General features: G+C 45.7%; 21 protein-coding genes. 14 read left to right on the plus strand and 7 right to left on the minus strand.

What is annotated here, in order from left to right; genetic code table 11:
* Positions 1–63: 63 nt before the first annotated feature.
* On the plus strand, positions 64–537 hold the full coding sequence (locus B2739_RS09615; RefSeq protein WP_331345646.1) for a SoxR reducing system RseC family protein: 474 nt from the start codon (positions 64–66) through the stop codon (positions 535–537).
* A gap of 1 nt (position 538) precedes the next feature.
* Complete coding sequence (gene arfB, locus B2739_RS09620) at positions 539–955, plus strand: alternative ribosome rescue aminoacyl-tRNA hydrolase ArfB (RefSeq protein WP_331345647.1); 417 nt, start codon at positions 539–541, stop codon at positions 953–955.
* A 2-nt stretch (positions 956–957) separates the two neighbouring features.
* Here the strand turns inward: arfB and B2739_RS09625 are convergent, their stop codons facing one another.
* Both B2739_RS09625 and B2739_RS09630 read right to left on the minus strand, forming a co-directional pair.
* Positions 958–2,022, minus strand: coding sequence for an MJ1255/VC2487 family glycosyltransferase (locus tag B2739_RS09625; RefSeq protein ID WP_331345648.1), 1,065 nt, complete (start codon positions 2,020–2,022; stop codon positions 958–960).
* A 63-nt stretch (positions 2,023–2,085) separates the two neighbouring features.
* Positions 2,086–2,628, minus strand: a complete 543-nt coding sequence (locus tag B2739_RS09630) for a phosphatase PAP2 family protein (protein ID WP_331345649.1) — start codon at positions 2,626–2,628, stop codon at positions 2,086–2,088.
* Between the two features lie 142 nt (positions 2,629–2,770).
* Here B2739_RS09630 and B2739_RS09635 point away from each other — a divergent pair, with 142 nt between their 5' ends.
* The 3 genes from B2739_RS09635 to galK all read left to right on the plus strand — a co-directional run bounded on the left by B2739_RS09635 (position 2,771) and on the right by galK (position 5,531).
* Positions 2,771–3,142: a diacylglycerol kinase gene (locus B2739_RS09635; protein WP_331345650.1), complete on the plus strand. Its 372-nt coding sequence runs from the start codon at positions 2,771–2,773 to the stop codon at positions 3,140–3,142.
* A gap of 171 nt (positions 3,143–3,313) precedes the next feature.
* Positions 3,314–4,372 (plus strand): UDP-glucose--hexose-1-phosphate uridylyltransferase, encoded by a 1,059-nt coding sequence (locus tag B2739_RS09640; RefSeq protein WP_331345651.1) that lies wholly within the window; start codon positions 3,314–3,316, stop codon positions 4,370–4,372.
* 7 nt (positions 4,373–4,379) lie between these two features.
* Positions 4,380–5,531, plus strand: a complete 1,152-nt coding sequence (gene galK, locus B2739_RS09645; RefSeq protein ID WP_331345652.1) for a galactokinase — start codon at positions 4,380–4,382, stop codon at positions 5,529–5,531.
* Between the two features lie 25 nt (positions 5,532–5,556).
* Here galK and B2739_RS09650 read toward each other — a convergent pair whose 3' ends face one another.
* The gene (locus B2739_RS09650; RefSeq protein ID WP_331345653.1) at positions 5,557–5,754 is read right to left on the minus strand and encodes a hypothetical protein; all 198 of its coding nucleotides are present in this window, start codon (positions 5,752–5,754) and stop codon (positions 5,557–5,559) included.
* A 214-nt stretch (positions 5,755–5,968) separates the two neighbouring features.
* On the opposite strand from B2739_RS09650, the gene B2739_RS09655 reads away from it, so the two are divergent.
* The 3 genes from B2739_RS09655 (at position 5,969) to B2739_RS09665 (ending at position 7,846) form a co-directional block, all read left to right on the plus strand.
* Complete coding sequence (locus B2739_RS09655) at positions 5,969–6,289, plus strand: BolA family protein (protein WP_331345654.1); 321 nt, start codon at positions 5,969–5,971, stop codon at positions 6,287–6,289.
* Positions 6,290–6,428: 139 nt separating this feature from the next.
* The gene (locus B2739_RS09660; protein WP_331345655.1) at positions 6,429–7,442 is read left to right on the plus strand and encodes a rhodanese-related sulfurtransferase; all 1,014 of its coding nucleotides are present in this window, start codon (positions 6,429–6,431) and stop codon (positions 7,440–7,442) included.
* Positions 7,443–7,507: 65 nt separating this feature from the next.
* The gene (locus tag B2739_RS09665) at positions 7,508–7,846 is read left to right on the plus strand and encodes a hypothetical protein (protein ID WP_331345656.1); all 339 of its coding nucleotides are present in this window, start codon (positions 7,508–7,510) and stop codon (positions 7,844–7,846) included.
* 111 nt (positions 7,847–7,957) lie between these two features.
* On the opposite strand, the gene B2739_RS09670 is transcribed toward B2739_RS09665, so the two are convergent.
* From B2739_RS09670 to fnr, 4 genes are all read right to left on the minus strand, one after another.
* Positions 7,958–8,476, minus strand: coding sequence for a hypothetical protein (locus tag B2739_RS09670; protein WP_331345657.1), 519 nt, complete (start codon positions 8,474–8,476; stop codon positions 7,958–7,960).
* Between the two features lie 324 nt (positions 8,477–8,800).
* Positions 8,801–9,178, minus strand: a complete 378-nt coding sequence (locus tag B2739_RS09675; protein ID WP_331345658.1) for a SirB2 family protein — start codon at positions 9,176–9,178, stop codon at positions 8,801–8,803.
* A gap of 58 nt (positions 9,179–9,236) precedes the next feature.
* Positions 9,237–9,827, minus strand: a complete 591-nt coding sequence (locus B2739_RS09680) for a DUF4202 domain-containing protein (RefSeq protein ID WP_331345659.1) — start codon at positions 9,825–9,827, stop codon at positions 9,237–9,239.
* Positions 9,828–9,856: 29 nt separating this feature from the next.
* Positions 9,857–10,615, minus strand: coding sequence for a fumarate/nitrate reduction transcriptional regulator Fnr (gene fnr, locus B2739_RS09685; protein ID WP_331345660.1), 759 nt, complete (start codon positions 10,613–10,615; stop codon positions 9,857–9,859).
* A gap of 379 nt (positions 10,616–10,994) precedes the next feature.
* Between fnr and B2739_RS09690 the strand changes: the two genes are divergently transcribed.
* The 6 genes from B2739_RS09690 (at position 10,995) to B2739_RS09715 (ending at position 14,142) form a co-directional block, all read left to right on the plus strand.
* Positions 10,995–11,201 (plus strand): cold-shock protein, encoded by a 207-nt coding sequence (locus B2739_RS09690; RefSeq protein WP_049630189.1) that lies wholly within the window; start codon positions 10,995–10,997, stop codon positions 11,199–11,201.
* Between the two features lie 254 nt (positions 11,202–11,455).
* A complete protein-coding gene (locus B2739_RS09695) occupies positions 11,456–11,683 on the plus strand; it encodes a hypothetical protein (protein WP_331345661.1) in 228 nt (75 codons plus the stop codon).
* Positions 11,683–12,204, plus strand: coding sequence for a DUF1349 domain-containing protein (locus tag B2739_RS09700; RefSeq protein WP_331345662.1), 522 nt, complete (start codon positions 11,683–11,685; stop codon positions 12,202–12,204). Before B2739_RS09695 ends, B2739_RS09700 begins: the two co-directional genes overlap by 1 nt.
* Before the next feature lie 13 nt (positions 12,205–12,217).
* Positions 12,218–12,778, plus strand: a complete 561-nt coding sequence (locus B2739_RS09705; RefSeq protein ID WP_331345663.1) for a peroxiredoxin — start codon at positions 12,218–12,220, stop codon at positions 12,776–12,778.
* A 67-nt stretch (positions 12,779–12,845) separates the two neighbouring features.
* Positions 12,846–13,679 (plus strand): hypothetical protein, encoded by an 834-nt coding sequence (locus B2739_RS09710; RefSeq protein WP_331345664.1) that lies wholly within the window; start codon positions 12,846–12,848, stop codon positions 13,677–13,679.
* A gap of 115 nt (positions 13,680–13,794) precedes the next feature.
* Entirely contained in the window at positions 13,795–14,142 is a 348-nt protein-coding gene (locus B2739_RS09715; RefSeq protein ID WP_331345665.1) for a hypothetical protein, read from the plus strand.
* Positions 14,143–14,191: the final 49 nt, after the last annotated feature.

The following is a 14,191-nucleotide window of genomic DNA, read 5'->3' on the forward strand; positions in this document are numbered from 1 at the left end:
TCGCGATGTATGTTTCTGGTAGTTAACGTTGTCGTTGTTAACTTCATGTGTGGGGTGGGGAATATGATCCTCGAAACTGGCCGTATTATGGCTATTGAATCGCACGGTGTTTGGGTGGAAACCATCCAAAAATCCGCTTGTGGTTCATGTAAGGCAGAAAAAGGTTGCGGCCAATCACTGATTAACAAGTGGGATGGCCATACGGCTTATCTTTGGGTGTTGCTGGAAGGGCGCAATCCAGCGGATTACCAGCTGGGCGATGAAATCCAGATCGGTATTCCGGAAGAGGTTGTCGCTAAAGGGGCAATGCTTGCTTATATGGTGCCGTTGCTGACATTGGTCATTGCAACGACGCTTGCCCATTATCAATTTGCCCACGAAGGTATCACCACCCTCAGTGGTTTGGTTGGGCTGGTGATTGGTGGGCTGATTGTGCGTTGGTATTCACAGCGTACGCGTCTGGATAATGAACTCCAACCAGTGTTGGTTGATGACCGTAAGCCCCTGCATATTTATCAGGCCGTTGAGCAGCATTGATATGTTGCGCGTGAACGCCTCTATTGTTATTCCCCTGAACGAAATTGAATGCACGGCCATGCGCGCACAAGGCGCGGGCGGGCAAAATGTCAACAAGGTGTCGAGTGCGATACATTTGCGGTTCGATATTCCTCATTCATCGCTCAGTGAATTTTGTAAAGCGCGCTTGTTGGCGTTAGGCGATAAGCGTATCACCAATGATGGTGTGCTCGTTATTAAAGCGCAGCGTTTCCGGACCCAGGAACAAAACCGTGAAGATGCGTTGGCGCGCTTACAGGAAATTATTCTTGAGGCAGTAAAAGTTGAAAAACTGCGCCGTGCGACCAAGCCGACATTTTCATCAAAGCAGCGTCGGATGGATGCAAAAACCCAGCGCAGCACCATCAAATCCAATCGGCAAAAAATTTCATTCGATTAAAACTAAACACTTTCAAGCAAACGCGAATCTGCTGTCGGTTGCGCGAGTATTTCCTGCCATAATTGTTGCTGCAATCCGCTGATATCTTCACTGCCACCTTGCATCAACCAATTCACTAATGCCTTGGCAACATCTGGATAGTTGCGCGGCTGTGCCGGTGGCTTTTGCGGCAGCCACTCACGCAGTGTTGCAACATCAAAACGTTTTGTTGCTTTGCCATAACCTAATTGTTCAAGTGCGATGGCATTGGACTTTTGTTCAACTTGCCCAGCCACAGGTTGCACTAGTAATTTTTTTCCCAAATGAATCGCTTCACTGGGCAACTCGAATCCCGCACTGCAAATAACACCTTCGCAGCGATGCAGATCTTGTTGGAAACCTTCGCGTGAAAATGGACGTACATGAATATGTCCATCATCGTAAGCGGCATCAACAGGTTGATAAACAAAAAAATCATACTCTGGAAATTCACGCAATTGCGGGACTATGTCATCAAGCCCTGCAAATGGGAGATAGACCAGATAATGTTTGGGGGTGGAAGTATTCGGGTAGTGCGATGCTTCTACCAGAGGTGGCAATATCGGTTGGTTGAAATGATGCCAATGCAAACCGACTGGTAGTGTCACAGGCGCAAAGTTATGCATAAACCAATCAACAAAAAAATTGTTACCTACCTTGGGAATGTCATAAAAAAATGCATTTTGGTGAGATATGCCGATGACTTTTTTTCCTGCGCGTTTGGCTGCCCAGGCAGATACAGGTTCAAAATCATTGATAATGAAGTCATAGCCTTCGACATTCACTTTTTTAACATCCTGATAAAGCTGGGCAATATTGGATGTCATCATAGTTTTGAAAAATTGTATTTTGCCGTTTTGTGTGGCAAAGGTCATACCACGATAAGACTGAAAATCACCAAAGACTTCCATATCAAAAAATTTATCACGTTCCCGCCCGGAAAAAACCCAGTCAACTTGTGCACCAACGGCTGCAAATGCTTTCGCCATAATGCGGGCACGAGTCGTGTGGCCGTTACCCGTCCCCTGAACTCCATACAATATTTTCATGTGTTCTCACTAAATAAAATTTTTGGAGTTAATGAAGTTGATTACACATGCAATTAAATGAAATTAGTGCAGTGCAACCAGCAATGAGTGCAAGTAAATTCCCCAGAAGGCGCAGGCGCTACCCAGCAATGCGCCGGCAACCAAATCAGTCGGGTAGTGCACGCCTAATAGCACACGGCTAATGCCAATTGCGCTGGCCCAAATGAAACACGGTATGGCAAAAACTGGATAAAAATTCATGACCAGACAAGCAAACAAAAATGCTGCAGCGGTATGCCCGGAAGGAAAACTAAATTGGTCGGATGGTGTAATCCACGCTTGATAGCTGGAAATTTTTACTGCAGGGCGATCGCGTTTGATGAGATTTTTCAAGAGTAAATACAAGCTCACATCAAACGTGTACGCAATAATTCCCGCCCAAAAAAATGTTGCACCCGTGTGAGGTTCGAACATCAGTAATGCGAGTGCAATAATGAAATAAACGGGGCCATCACCTGTGTGTGAAATGAGTCTGATAGAGCGACGATATTGAAATCCTTTAGTCACATGTAGCCACAAGAATGCCAATGTATCCAAATGGTGGACGCGCTGTAAAAAAGTATTCATGATTCACCGCCTGTAAATGAGTTGCAGATGAAATCGTGCCAGTGGATTACTGGCGTCCATTTATTAGTAACATTCTTGTGTGACTATTTTGTGAACTTGAAAACCATTCACTATCTACATATTGCTATCGGGAGATGAATTAATGGGTAAGCCAGGCAAAACCGGTGTGGCGCGTATCGTCGATGCTTTTGGTTATTCGATGAAAGGCTTCGCCGCCGTATGGAAATATGAGGCTGCTTTTCGTCAGGAGGCGGTACTGGCAATTATTTTGATCCCTGCTGCCTTTTGGTTGGCGCAGACCCATATTGAACTCATACTGCTAATCAGCAGTGTGTTTTGGGTATTAATGGCTGAGTTGGCTAACTCGTCTGTAGAGGCGGTAGTGGATCGCACGGGATCAGAGCGACACGAATTATCCGGGCGCGCCAAAGACATAGGTTCAGCGTTGGTATTTATCAGTTTGATGTTGTTGGTCGTGGTTTGGGGCATCATCGCCTATAACCGTTTTGCTTGATCCTGCTTTAATTGCAACAAGCCCCGGCAGTGTGGTTATTGTCGGGGTTTTTTTATGTGCAAAATAAATTTATGGATGAATCTCTTTTGATGGATTGCAGGTAATAAAGCTTTACTGTAAATTACGCGTATTGTTAATTATCATATTTATATGTGCAGATAAGAATCCAACATGAAAGAGACATTTTCGGTCAATGAGCATCCTCATCGCCGCTATAACCCGCTTACGGGTGAGTGGTTGTTGATCTCTCCCCACAGAACCAAGCGCCCCTGGCAGGGGCAACAGGAGTTGAACCAATGGCCCGAATCGGCTGCGCATGATCCTGCCTGCTATCTGTGTGCGGGGAATGCGCGCGCAGGCGGGGAGCTGAACCCTCATTACAAAACCACATTCGTATTTACCAATGACTTTGCGGCGCTGATGCCATCGGTGCCCGATGCGCCAGACACATCTGATCCTTTATTCCGGATTCAGGCTGAGCACGGCACCAGCCGCGTTATTTGTTTCTCGCCCGATCACAGCAAAACCTTGCCGCTGTTGAGCGATGAGGAAATGCAGGCAGTGATTCAAACCTGGATAAATGAAGCGGCAGACTTGGGAAAAACCTATCCCAGTGTGCAAATTTTTGAGAATAAAGGTGCGGTGATGGGATGTTCCAATCCGCATCCTCATGGGCAGATTTGGGCGCAGTCACAGCTGCCCAGCCTTGTCGCCAAAGAAGATCAGCAGCAACAGGAATATCTACAAAAACAAGGTGTTTCGTTGTTGTTGGATTATGCACACAAAGAGTCAGCCGCCGGTGAGCGGGTAGTCGTGGAAAATGATGATTGGTTGGTCGTTGTGCCTTTTTGGGCGGCCTGGCCATTTGAAACCCTGTTACTTCCCAAGTGGCCTTGTGCACGTATTACCGAGTTGGGCGAGGCAGCCCGGTTCAGTTTGGGCAAGATCCTGCGCGATTTGACGGCACGCTATGACAACTTGTTTGAGTGCTCATTTCCCTATTCGATGGGCTGGCACGGTGCGCCTTTTAATACTGACTCTGCTGATACCGAATCTGTCGCACATTGGCAATTGCATGCGCATTTTTATCCGCCACTGCTACGCAGCGCGAGCGTGCGCAAATTTATGGTGGGTTACGAGATGTTAGCCGAGCCACAGCGCGATCTGTCTCCTGAACAAGCGGCCGCACGTTTACGTGAGCAAAGCCCTATCCATTTTCGATTGAGGTAAGACGAGCATGACGACTCTCTCCAATGCTCGTGTGAGCGAATTATTTGAACAGTATTTTGATATCGCACCCAATGGGTGTGTAAAGGCTCCCGGCCGTGTAAACCTGATTGGAGAACACACCGACTACAACGGGGGTTTTGTACTGCCAGCAGCGATTAATTATCACACCTACATTGCATTTGCACCGCGCACTGACCGCAGGCTGCGTTTAGTGGCGCACAATATTGATAAGCAGGTTGCCTTTGTCGATTTGGATGCACAGCAAGAGCATGACCAAAGTGCTCCCTGGAACAATTACATTCGTGGTGTAGTGCAGGAGCTGCGCAAAGCGGGTTTCCAACTTGCTGGTGGAGATCTTTATATTGCCGGTGATCTGCAATCCGGTGCAGGTCTGAGTAGCTCAGCGTCACTGGAAATGGCTCTGATCCGCGCGCTGACCAGCCTGAGCGGTGAATCTGTAGAGCCTACGCAAGCAGCGCTGATCGGGCAGGCAGCCGAGAATCATTTTGTCGGTTGTAACTGCGGCATTATGGATCAACTGATTTCGGCGCGAGGTCAGGCAAATGCGGCGCTGCTAATTGACTGTCAGGATCTGGGGGTTCGCACAGTTCCAGTACCTGCTGATTGGGAAATTCTGATTGTTCACAGCGGTGTCAAACGGGGTCTTGTGGATAGTGAATACAATCAGCGCCGTCAGCAGTGTGAACAGGTTGCGCGCTTTTTTAATCAAGCGTCTTTGCGCGGTGTGAGTCTGGATCAACTCTTGTCTGCCGAGCAGCAATTGGATGAGTCCAGCTTTCGTCGTGCGCGCCATGTACTGACTGAAAACCAGCGCACATTGGCTGCTGCAGATGCGTTGGCATCGGGCAATTTGGCGGGCTTGGTAAAGGTGATGGCAGAGTCCCATGCATCTATGCGCGATGACTTCAACATCACTACGCCGGCGATTGATACTTTGGTAGATATCCTGCAAAAAGCCGGCGACGGGAAAGCGGGTGCGCGTATGACGGGTGGTGGTTTTGGGGGGTGTGTTGTTGCTGTTGCGCCTGCGACAGTCATTCCGCAGCTGATGAAAGCGGTAGAAGCTGATTACCAGCAGCAGACCGGCTGCATACCGACATTAATCCACGCCATCGCAAGTCCGGGTGCGTTCAGTTAGCCCCGCTTCTTCATGCTTAGCCCGATCAGTGTTTGGTTGGGTTAGTTTCGGTACTGTTTAAAAACGCCTGATAATCCTCGGCGATGCTGCGTTCACTGCGGCGTTCCGTGGATTTGCGGCGTTTACGATGGTACAAATCCAATGGCATGTTCTTGCAGGGATCGCTATCCAGCCTGCGGTCATTGCCTTTGCGCCTGTCGATAAAAAATTTATGGTCGCTCATAGTCGGTGGGTCTGCTATCAGTCAGGAGGGAGCATGATCGCCGGAATTTAAATAGCGGTGATTTGTTCCAAGTCAACACAGTGTAGATCTTTGCCGTTAGAATGCGGCATATTTTTTTGCATAGGCAGCTTTGGTTGGATAGCAAAATGCTATCCCTGACAATGAGCTGTTATGTGGCTGATCTGGTTATTGGTTCTGTGTGATGGTGTCTGCTATGAATCCTGTTGAAGCGCGTATTCTCGATAAACTCCATGCGGGCTTTAAGCCTGTGCATCTCGAAGTCATCAATGAGAGCTATATGCATTCGGTGCCTCCCGGCTCTGAAACCCATTTTAAGGTTATTGTGGTGTCAGCGGATTTTGTGGGTAAGCGTCAGGTACAGCGCCATCAATCTATTTATGCCTGTCTTTCTGATGAGCTAAAAACCGGCGTTCATGCACTGGCATTACATACCTTTAGCCCGGAGGAATGGCAATCAAGCGGCCAGTTCCCCGCATCACCCCAATGCCTTGGCGGCAGTAAGCACGACCGGTAAAATTACTCTGGTTGTGCAAAAAATAAACGCCTATAATGCGCGTCCTGCGAAAAACCGGCCATCGTCAGCCTTTAATTGTCTGTAATTTTGTGTCCGTAAATTTAGTGTCTGTAAATAGAAACCCGTATAAGTGATCCCTATGAGTCAAGTTGTTGTTGCTGCCCTGTATAAGTTTGTCCGATTACCAGATTACGAAGCCCTCGCTTCTCGTTTGAAAACATTGTGCGATGAATTGGGAATCAAGGGGACTTTATTGCTTGCCGAAGAAGGCATTAATGGGACTGTCTCCGGAACCCGTGCAGGGATCGATGGTTTGGCTGCTTTTTTAAAAGCAGACGGTCGTTTTGATAATCTCAGTTATAAAGAATCTTTCTACGATGAGCCGCCGTTCTATCGTATGAAGGTAAAACTGAAAAAAGAAATCGTCACTATGGGAGTGGAAGGTATAGATCCACAGGCGATTGTTGGAACCTATGTAAAACCAAAAGACTGGAATGCGCTGATCAGTGATCCGGATGTGGTGGTTATCGATACCCGTAATGCATACGAATATGAAATCGGTACTTTTGAGCGCGCGATAGATCCTAAAACCGAAACCTTTCGTGAGTTCCCTGCTTACGTTGCTGAAAATCTTGATCCCGCCAAACACAAAAAAGTTGCCATGTTCTGTACTGGCGGTATTCGTTGTGAAAAATCCACTGCCTATTTAAAGGGCCAGGGATTTGAAGAGGTTTACCATCTTGAAGGCGGTATCCTGAAATATCTGGAAGAGGTGCCGCAAGAAGAAAGTTTGTGGCGCGGCGAATGTTTTGTGTTTGATAACCGCGTGGCGGTCAATCATCAATTGGAAAAAGGTATTTACGATCAATGCCACGGCTGCCGTTTTCCAATCACTGAAGAAGATAAGCTTTCAGAACATTATATGCTGGGTGTTTGCTGCCCGCGTTGCTACGACAAACTGACTCCGGAGCAGATGACCCGTTTTAGTGAACGACAAAAACAAATTGAATTAGCCAAGCAGCGCAATCAAGGTCACATAGGTGTGTTGCCGCCGGAGCGTCAATTACGTCGCGCACAAAAATTGGAGCACCGTGAGGAGCAGCGCCGCCGTTCGGTGGGGGCTGTAAAAGTTTCATCAACAAATGACAATTAGCTATTTTGTCACACAATTGGATTATGCTTTAATGCTGAACCTTTTAATAAAACTCAGTGGTATCTATGAATTTTGATGATTGGACAGCGGATGTAGCGAACGGCACCGCAACACATGCCAGTGGATTTAGTATCCGGATTGAAGGTAACCCAAAAGATCCTTCAGAAGTTTATCCTGGCAAATTCCCGGAAGGGATTAGTTTTGTAGATCAAGCTCGTCTATTGCGCTCGGGTTTGGAGTTTCTCGCAAAAGCCGGTGGTAATGCGCCCAAGTCATGGCAATCAAGTCCGCAACAAGATGCAAAGTCGGAAGCAATCAAAGCGCGTGAGGAGTTGGCCAAGCGTTTTGCCGAGCGCCCTGACAAACCGCAGCGTTCGGTATTGTCCTTGAAAAAGGGTTCATGATTGTTCCTGAAAAAGAGTTCACGATAGCACTGCGATAATGTTCAAAATCACCCATAAAAAAACCGGCTTTTGCCGGTTTTTTTATGGTGCTTTCGTATAGATCCAATCAGATTAAAGCAAACCGCGTCTTTGCAGCTCCAGATAGTGTGCATCGACTGCTTTGAACAGCTCATCAAACTTCAATGCTGCAGGGGCTGTAACCAACTCCAAACTTTCTACATCGGATTTAGGGCGCATCATAATTTTTTGTAGTTCATCTGCCGTGCCGGTCATTGCAGAAATGATTTTATCGGTACTTTCTTTATCGCGGAAAATGCGGCCTTGCTCTGTCAAGGTTAAATAGTTATCGCACTCTTGCAACCAATCCTTACGTTGCAAAATAAAATTGCGGATATTCTTGGCTCCGCCGCGATGTGCGGTTGCGAGTTGTTTATCACGGTAGTTCTGCAAGCTTTTACGGCCTTGCATTAAAAAATCCAATCCTGTTGATTTGCAGTATTTTGCATTCAGGTAGCTGGCAAACTTCACGTTGTTGGCGGTTTCGGCCTTTGCGCGTTTGCATGTTTCATCGCAGGCAAAGCTTAGCGAGGATAATGCTAATAGGAGAATGGTCAAAGTTATTTTTTTCATTAGGGCTCACCGATTATTAAAGTTATATAAGGCTTGTTCACTAGACTGTGATATAGATCACTTTTAAAGATGCGTCAAGTATTGTAAATAAAATTGTCTTTGCATAGAGCCTTTCCTAATAAGGCTTACGTAAATTACCGACGAGCACTATAGAAATATCAGAGGAAGTGTTAAGGAAAAAATAGCAGGGAAAGATACGGCGAGGGAAGATAGGGTAAACGACGAGGTGGTGGTAAAGAGTCGCGCACCAGAATCTATCTCCTGATGCGCGACTGACTACAAAGTCAGGGGGTAAACAGTAAAGAACGAGGTGGGGCGGCGGTATTAGCCAAAAAATCCCAAAGGTGTTTTGGTTACAGCAACGCTGACGATATAGGCAAACACCAATAACGCAGCCACCCAGCAGATTTTGCGTGTAACCGGGTTAGCTGCCTTAAATGCGACCACACCTAAAGCGATATAAACAACCAAGCCAATGATTTTAGCCATCAGCCATGGCTGACTGCCGGGCGACATTCCCAAATGCACCGCAACAGCGATACCACTTACCAATAAAACCAAACTGATAATGTGCGGCAGAATTTTCACCCACTTTTTTGTGAGCATACTTGAGCCTATAAACAGCCAGATACCGCGAATAAAAAATGCGAGTAACGACAAAACAGCGAAGGTTAAGTGAAGGTGTTTAAGGGCTAGATACACGGTAGTTTTCCTTTTATTGATGGCTTTGTATTAGTAAGAGTCAATTTATAAAACGATATCACGCCGTCAGTGCTTTACCGACTAGCTCTGACAGAGATTCTTGAAGTGGTAATTGCAATGCGGCGGCATGACCTTTTTCAGACATTTTGTTCCATGTTTTGCGGATGATATCAATCAGCTTTTCTTCATCGTGTTTGCTGGCAAAATCTTCCAAATAAAACTTGATAAATACCAGGCAAATAACGTCTTCAAGTGTTTGTACTTCATCGTCACGTTTTAAGCTGCGCTTGAGTAACAGGTCTTTAACCCTGCCGATCATTGTTTCATCGTAACCTTGGCTGGCCATAATCTCGCCTGCAATATCGCCATGCATTTGTGCAAGGTCGAGCCGCCACTTTTTATAGCCACTGCGGTCCATCGGATAATCGCTGCGTGGAATTTTCCAGCGGCAAATATGTTGGCTGCGTGCAGCAAGCTGTAAAGCTTCAGATGGAGACTCACAAAAAAGCGCAAGCTGGGTACTCATACGCTGCGCATAAATCCATTCTTTAGCAACGGTTTTTCCATCCACCATTTCAGTGTTCGGATCCTGGAGATTGGCAGCATCAAATGCGGCAAGCGTTTTTTCCAGACGGAGGTGGTCGATCATAGAGGTACTCAGGAATGGTTACAGGGAGATCAGCAGCTAGTACTGCCATTTGCAATATTGCGCAATTGTTCCATGTTAGTAATTTGGATTTCTTTTTTATCCACTGCGATCACTTCTTGTTTTTGCAAACGGGTCAGGATACGGCTGACAGTTTCTATCGTTAAACCCAAATAGTTGCCAATATCGGTACGTGACATAGGCAAACGAAATGCATTTGCTGATAGTTGGCGACGGCTATTACGGCTTGAAATGCTCAGCAGTAGTGCCGCGATCCGCTCTTCAGCACTACTTTTACTTAATAATGTAATGACTTGTTGGTCTTGGGTGATTTCACGGCTCATGAGCTGGAAAAAATGACGTTGCAAGTTGGGGATCTGCAAACTTAATTCTTCCATGCGCTCAAAAGGAATTTCGCATACCGAAGATGTTTCCAGTGCAATCACAGAATTGGTGTAGCGGTTATCGGCAATACCGTCCATACCCACAACTTCGCCGGGTAAATAAAAACCGGTGACTTGTTCTTCCCCGTTGTCGCTCAGGGTAATAGCCTTAACACAACCGGAGCGTATGGCGTATACCGATCCAAAAGCATCATTCGCACGGTATAAATAGTCGCCTTTTTGTAGGGGTTTACCGCGCTGGATAATGCCATCAAGACGGTCAATATCGTCAATATGCAAACTGATCGGAAGGCAGATAGTATTTAGTCGGCAATTGCCGCAGCTCACGCGTTTGTCATGCGGGCAGCTAGCATCTTGGGGTTTGAGAATCAGTTGTTTGACTGTCATGGGGGCCTCGTGAATGTATATCCCCGCAAAGCGTGAGGAAAACGATACAGCGATTGTTGCAGCTTTGGCATAGAGGGTAAATAGGTGGATGCGCCAACCCTATGCAGATAGCCATAATGAACGCATAGCAATGGCTTTGCGGTCTTATAACCAAATTGCCAATATTGCTGATAACAATAAGCGCTTTACATGAATAAAAGGTGGGAATATATTTAGTTGGCTGGCCATTTCGCAGCATTATTTATAGTAAATCACCTCGTTGTTCTAGCAGTAAATCTATTAGTACCTCGGTTTGTTCTACATAAGTAACATCTGAATCCGCCAGCAAAGCTCCACTTGGGGTATTCATTTTTATTTAATAAAGAGCATCGAGGTTTATATGGCTAGAAGTACAGGCACCGTTAAATGGTTCAACGAATCAAAAGGTTTCGGTTTTATTGCAAGTGAAGCGGGTCAAGATGTATTCGTACACTACAGTGCTATCACTGGCTCAGGTTTCAAAACCCTGGCGGAAGGCCAAAAAGTAGAGTTCGACGTGAAGCCAGGCCAAAAAGGCCCACAAGCTGAAAACGTAATCGCGCTCTAATCTGTCAGCACAAAAGCAGATTGCATAAAAAACCGCCCAGGTAACTGAGGCGGTTTTTTTTCGCGTTTTGGGTAGGTAACTTGCTGCCTGATGCAGGTGTTGGGGCCGCACAACTACACAGCTAAACACGAATTATAATGAGATGTGTGGTGTTCTTGTTGTTGAAACTAGCGATGGACGTTTCTATAGTCTTAAGTTGATGGAATGAGTAGGGCGCTTGTTGAACTTTCACTAAATACTTATTGAGGCTAAAAATGCGTGAACACAGGTTAACCCAGGAAAAAAATGCCATCACTTTTTTCGCATCAACAAAGAAAAAAATGGCTTTTTATAGGCTAATTCAAGGTGTTGTTGCGCTATCGATAATTGCCCCCTGTGCCATTGCTGGTGCGGGAGATACATGTTCTATCACACTATCCGGAATTGCTTTCACCAAGTGTTTGAATAATGCAGAAAAAATACAGTTGTTAATGATGGTGTGATGACATTAACAAGCGATGCCAAAACAGATTTTTTTAACGATCCCGGCAATGGCGAGGCTGTTGGTAATGCGCCTGTGCTGCTTACAAAGATAAATAATTCGAAGCCCTTCACGCTAACCGCAAAAGTAAGTCCGGAGTTCAAGCAGACTTATGATGCCGGTGCTTTGTATGTGTATGTATCGCCGACCTTGTGGCAGAAATTTGCATTTGAACGTGATGAAAGGGCGGTTAGCCGGATTGTCAGTGTTCGGACAATTGAAACCTCTGATGACAATAATCATCAAAGGATTGGCCAGCCGTCGGTGTATTTGAAAATTTCCTCTGATTCAAAAACCATTGCATTTTATTTTTCGCAAGACAACAAGAACTGGAATTTGGCGAAGCTATATAAAAACGAATATTCCAAGGTTATTTGGGTGGGTGTCAGTTCACAATCACCGATAGGTGACGGCAACAAAACCCTGTTTGAAAAGGTCTCCCTGACCAACGAAAGCGTTAAAGACTTCAGAATGGGAATTTAATGGACATAATAGGATGAAAGACTTATCAGTTTTACCCGAGGGATTGCCCATTCCAATCGATGATGGTGCTTGCAACCATCTGGTTGGTTTTCAGCTGCCGTCGATGCAACTATCAAGTTCGTCAGGACGGCTTATTAATTTAGCGACAGAAGTCGGCGTTACTGTTGTATATTTTTATCCCTTGATCGGGCACCCGGATGCACCGCCAATGATTGGTTGGAATGACATTCCGGGTGCGCGTGGGTGTACGCCGCAATCCTGCGCATTCAGGGATCTGAATAGCGAATTTAGTAATATGGGCGTTCAAGTTTTTGGTGCGAGCTCGCAACCTCTGGATGCACAACAAGAAGCCGTTTCCCGTTTGCATTTACCCTTTGAGCTATTGAACGATTCTTCGCTTGGGTTTGCGGCAGCACTGGCATTACCCACGTTTGAATATAACGGGCTTGAACTGATAAAACGATTGACCCTGATTGTAGAAAACGGTGTAGTTATCAAAGTGTTTTACCCGGTCTTTCCGCCCAACCAAAATGCATCCCATGTGATGGATTGGCTAAAGTCCCGCTTTAAATAACGCAAATCGCGTTTTACAGCATGCTCATCGCAGAATATACATCGCAGAGTATACAAAGAGACAGTTCATGAAATTTTTTCAAATCACTATCGCGTTCACGCTTACCCTTTTATTATTGGGTTGCACGAATCTCAAAGAGGTTCAAGATTTCGCTGGCCAGTCGGCTGCATTGTCGGGATACACGGAACTAACCACACGTTTTCGCGATACTTATTATCGCGAGCAGCCTTATGTGTCGGGTGAGGCTGCGCAATTGGCGCAGCAAAATGATGCCCGTCGCAAAGCTGCCTATGAAGACCTGCTAAAAATCCATCAAACTGCCGCACTGTATATGCAGACCTTGGCCAAATTGGCCGGTGATAAATCGTTTGACGTTTCACCGAATATTGATTCCCTTTCATCAGGGATAAAATCCTATCCCGAATTAGGCATTGATAAAACCCAAGCCGATGCTACTTCCGGCCTTGCCAAAATCCTCGCAAAATGGGCGACATCGTCTTACCTGCAATATGCAGTGAGGGATTTTATCAAGGAGGGCAATGAGCCGTTGCAAACCACATTGGATGGGATGAAAAAATTAGTCGATTATTATCAAAAAACAAATGATAACGAATGGAAGACTATTAACGGATTGTTGGAGGTGGAGCTGTCATTTGTGGATGAATCAGACTCTAAGCTTCTTGCAACACTTGCCCGAGCACACCAGCAAACCAAAGCATTTGAGTATGAGCAGGCCGATAAAAAATATCAGGAAGCGAAAAAAGGAATTCAAACAATTGCGAAAGGGCACCAATTGTTATTTGATAATCTGGATAAACTCTCCAAACAAGAAATTAAGGATTCGCTAAAACAGTTTTCACGCGATATCAAAGACATCAACAAACATATTGAATCGATGTAATAACCGCAATTAAAAGGACATACAGGAGGCCGTTATGGCGTTAGCTACCTCAATGCAAGTCGAAGCAGTTGCTGCTGAACTCACTGGTTGCGCAGATGTTATTCACGAACGTTTAATGAAAGCGATAAAACGCAAAGAAATTGAGCGCGCCGATGCCCAGCTTATATTTCAGGATGAGATTGTCCTTCGCCAAAAAGCAAACGGGTTGTATATCGATGCAGCTAATTGTGTGGTATCAGAATTGGTTGAATCGCAAAAAAGTATGATGAATACAATCGGAACTGCCAGACAGCGACTTAAAAATATCAAAAATATTGCTATGTTTATTGATTTAACCGCCGACTTAATTGTACTTGCAGCAGCAATCAGCGCTGCAAAGCCACCGGCTATTCTGGCGGCGTTAAAAGAAATCAAAAAAGACTGCGAAGAAATGAGCCAGTCAACAAAACGGCAGCAGCAATAAACCCCCTCCTGAAAATCAGTTATGCATCGCGCTGGTGTGATCCCAATTC

The organism is Cellvibrio sp. UBA7661 (genome assembly GCA_002483365.1).
Lineage (GTDB): Bacteria > Pseudomonadota > Gammaproteobacteria > Pseudomonadales > Cellvibrionaceae > Cellvibrio.

Bases quoted from the DNA above. Each gene is read 5' to 3' on its own strand.
- B2739_RS09615 (WP_331345646.1), top strand. From the start codon at position 64: ATGATCCTCGAAACTGGCCGTATTATGGCTATTGAATCGCACGGTGTT.
- arfB (WP_331345647.1), top strand. From the start codon at position 539: ATGTTGCGCGTGAACGCCTCTATTGTTATTCCCCTGAACGAAATTGAA.
- B2739_RS09625 (WP_331345648.1), bottom strand. From the start codon at position 2,022: ATGAAAATATTGTATGGAGTTCAGGGGACGGGTAACGGCCACACGACT.
- B2739_RS09630 (WP_331345649.1), bottom strand. From the start codon at position 2,628: ATGAATACTTTTTTACAGCGCGTCCACCATTTGGATACATTGGCATTC.
- B2739_RS09635 (WP_331345650.1), top strand. From the start codon at position 2,771: ATGGGTAAGCCAGGCAAAACCGGTGTGGCGCGTATCGTCGATGCTTTT.
- B2739_RS09640 (WP_331345651.1), top strand. From the start codon at position 3,314: ATGAAAGAGACATTTTCGGTCAATGAGCATCCTCATCGCCGCTATAAC.
- galK (WP_331345652.1), top strand. From the start codon at position 4,380: ATGACGACTCTCTCCAATGCTCGTGTGAGCGAATTATTTGAACAGTAT.
- B2739_RS09650 (WP_331345653.1), bottom strand. From the start codon at position 5,754: ATGAGCGACCATAAATTTTTTATCGACAGGCGCAAAGGCAATGACCGC.
- B2739_RS09655 (WP_331345654.1), top strand. From the start codon at position 5,969: ATGAATCCTGTTGAAGCGCGTATTCTCGATAAACTCCATGCGGGCTTT.
- B2739_RS09660 (WP_331345655.1), top strand. From the start codon at position 6,429: ATGAGTCAAGTTGTTGTTGCTGCCCTGTATAAGTTTGTCCGATTACCA.
- B2739_RS09665 (WP_331345656.1), top strand. From the start codon at position 7,508: ATGAATTTTGATGATTGGACAGCGGATGTAGCGAACGGCACCGCAACA.
- B2739_RS09670 (WP_331345657.1), bottom strand. From the start codon at position 8,476: ATGAAAAAAATAACTTTGACCATTCTCCTATTAGCATTATCCTCGCTA.
- B2739_RS09680 (WP_331345659.1), bottom strand. From the start codon at position 9,827: ATGATCGACCACCTCCGTCTGGAAAAAACGCTTGCCGCATTTGATGCT.
- fnr (WP_331345660.1), bottom strand. From the start codon at position 10,615: ATGACAGTCAAACAACTGATTCTCAAACCCCAAGATGCTAGCTGCCCG.
- B2739_RS09690 (WP_049630189.1), top strand. From the start codon at position 10,995: ATGGCTAGAAGTACAGGCACCGTTAAATGGTTCAACGAATCAAAAGGT.
- B2739_RS09695 (WP_331345661.1), top strand. From the start codon at position 11,456: ATGCGTGAACACAGGTTAACCCAGGAAAAAAATGCCATCACTTTTTTC.
- B2739_RS09700 (WP_331345662.1), top strand. From the start codon at position 11,683: ATGACATTAACAAGCGATGCCAAAACAGATTTTTTTAACGATCCCGGC.
- B2739_RS09705 (WP_331345663.1), top strand. From the start codon at position 12,218: ATGAAAGACTTATCAGTTTTACCCGAGGGATTGCCCATTCCAATCGAT.
- B2739_RS09710 (WP_331345664.1), top strand. From the start codon at position 12,846: ATGAAATTTTTTCAAATCACTATCGCGTTCACGCTTACCCTTTTATTA.
- B2739_RS09715 (WP_331345665.1), top strand. From the start codon at position 13,795: ATGAAAGCGATAAAACGCAAAGAAATTGAGCGCGCCGATGCCCAGCTT.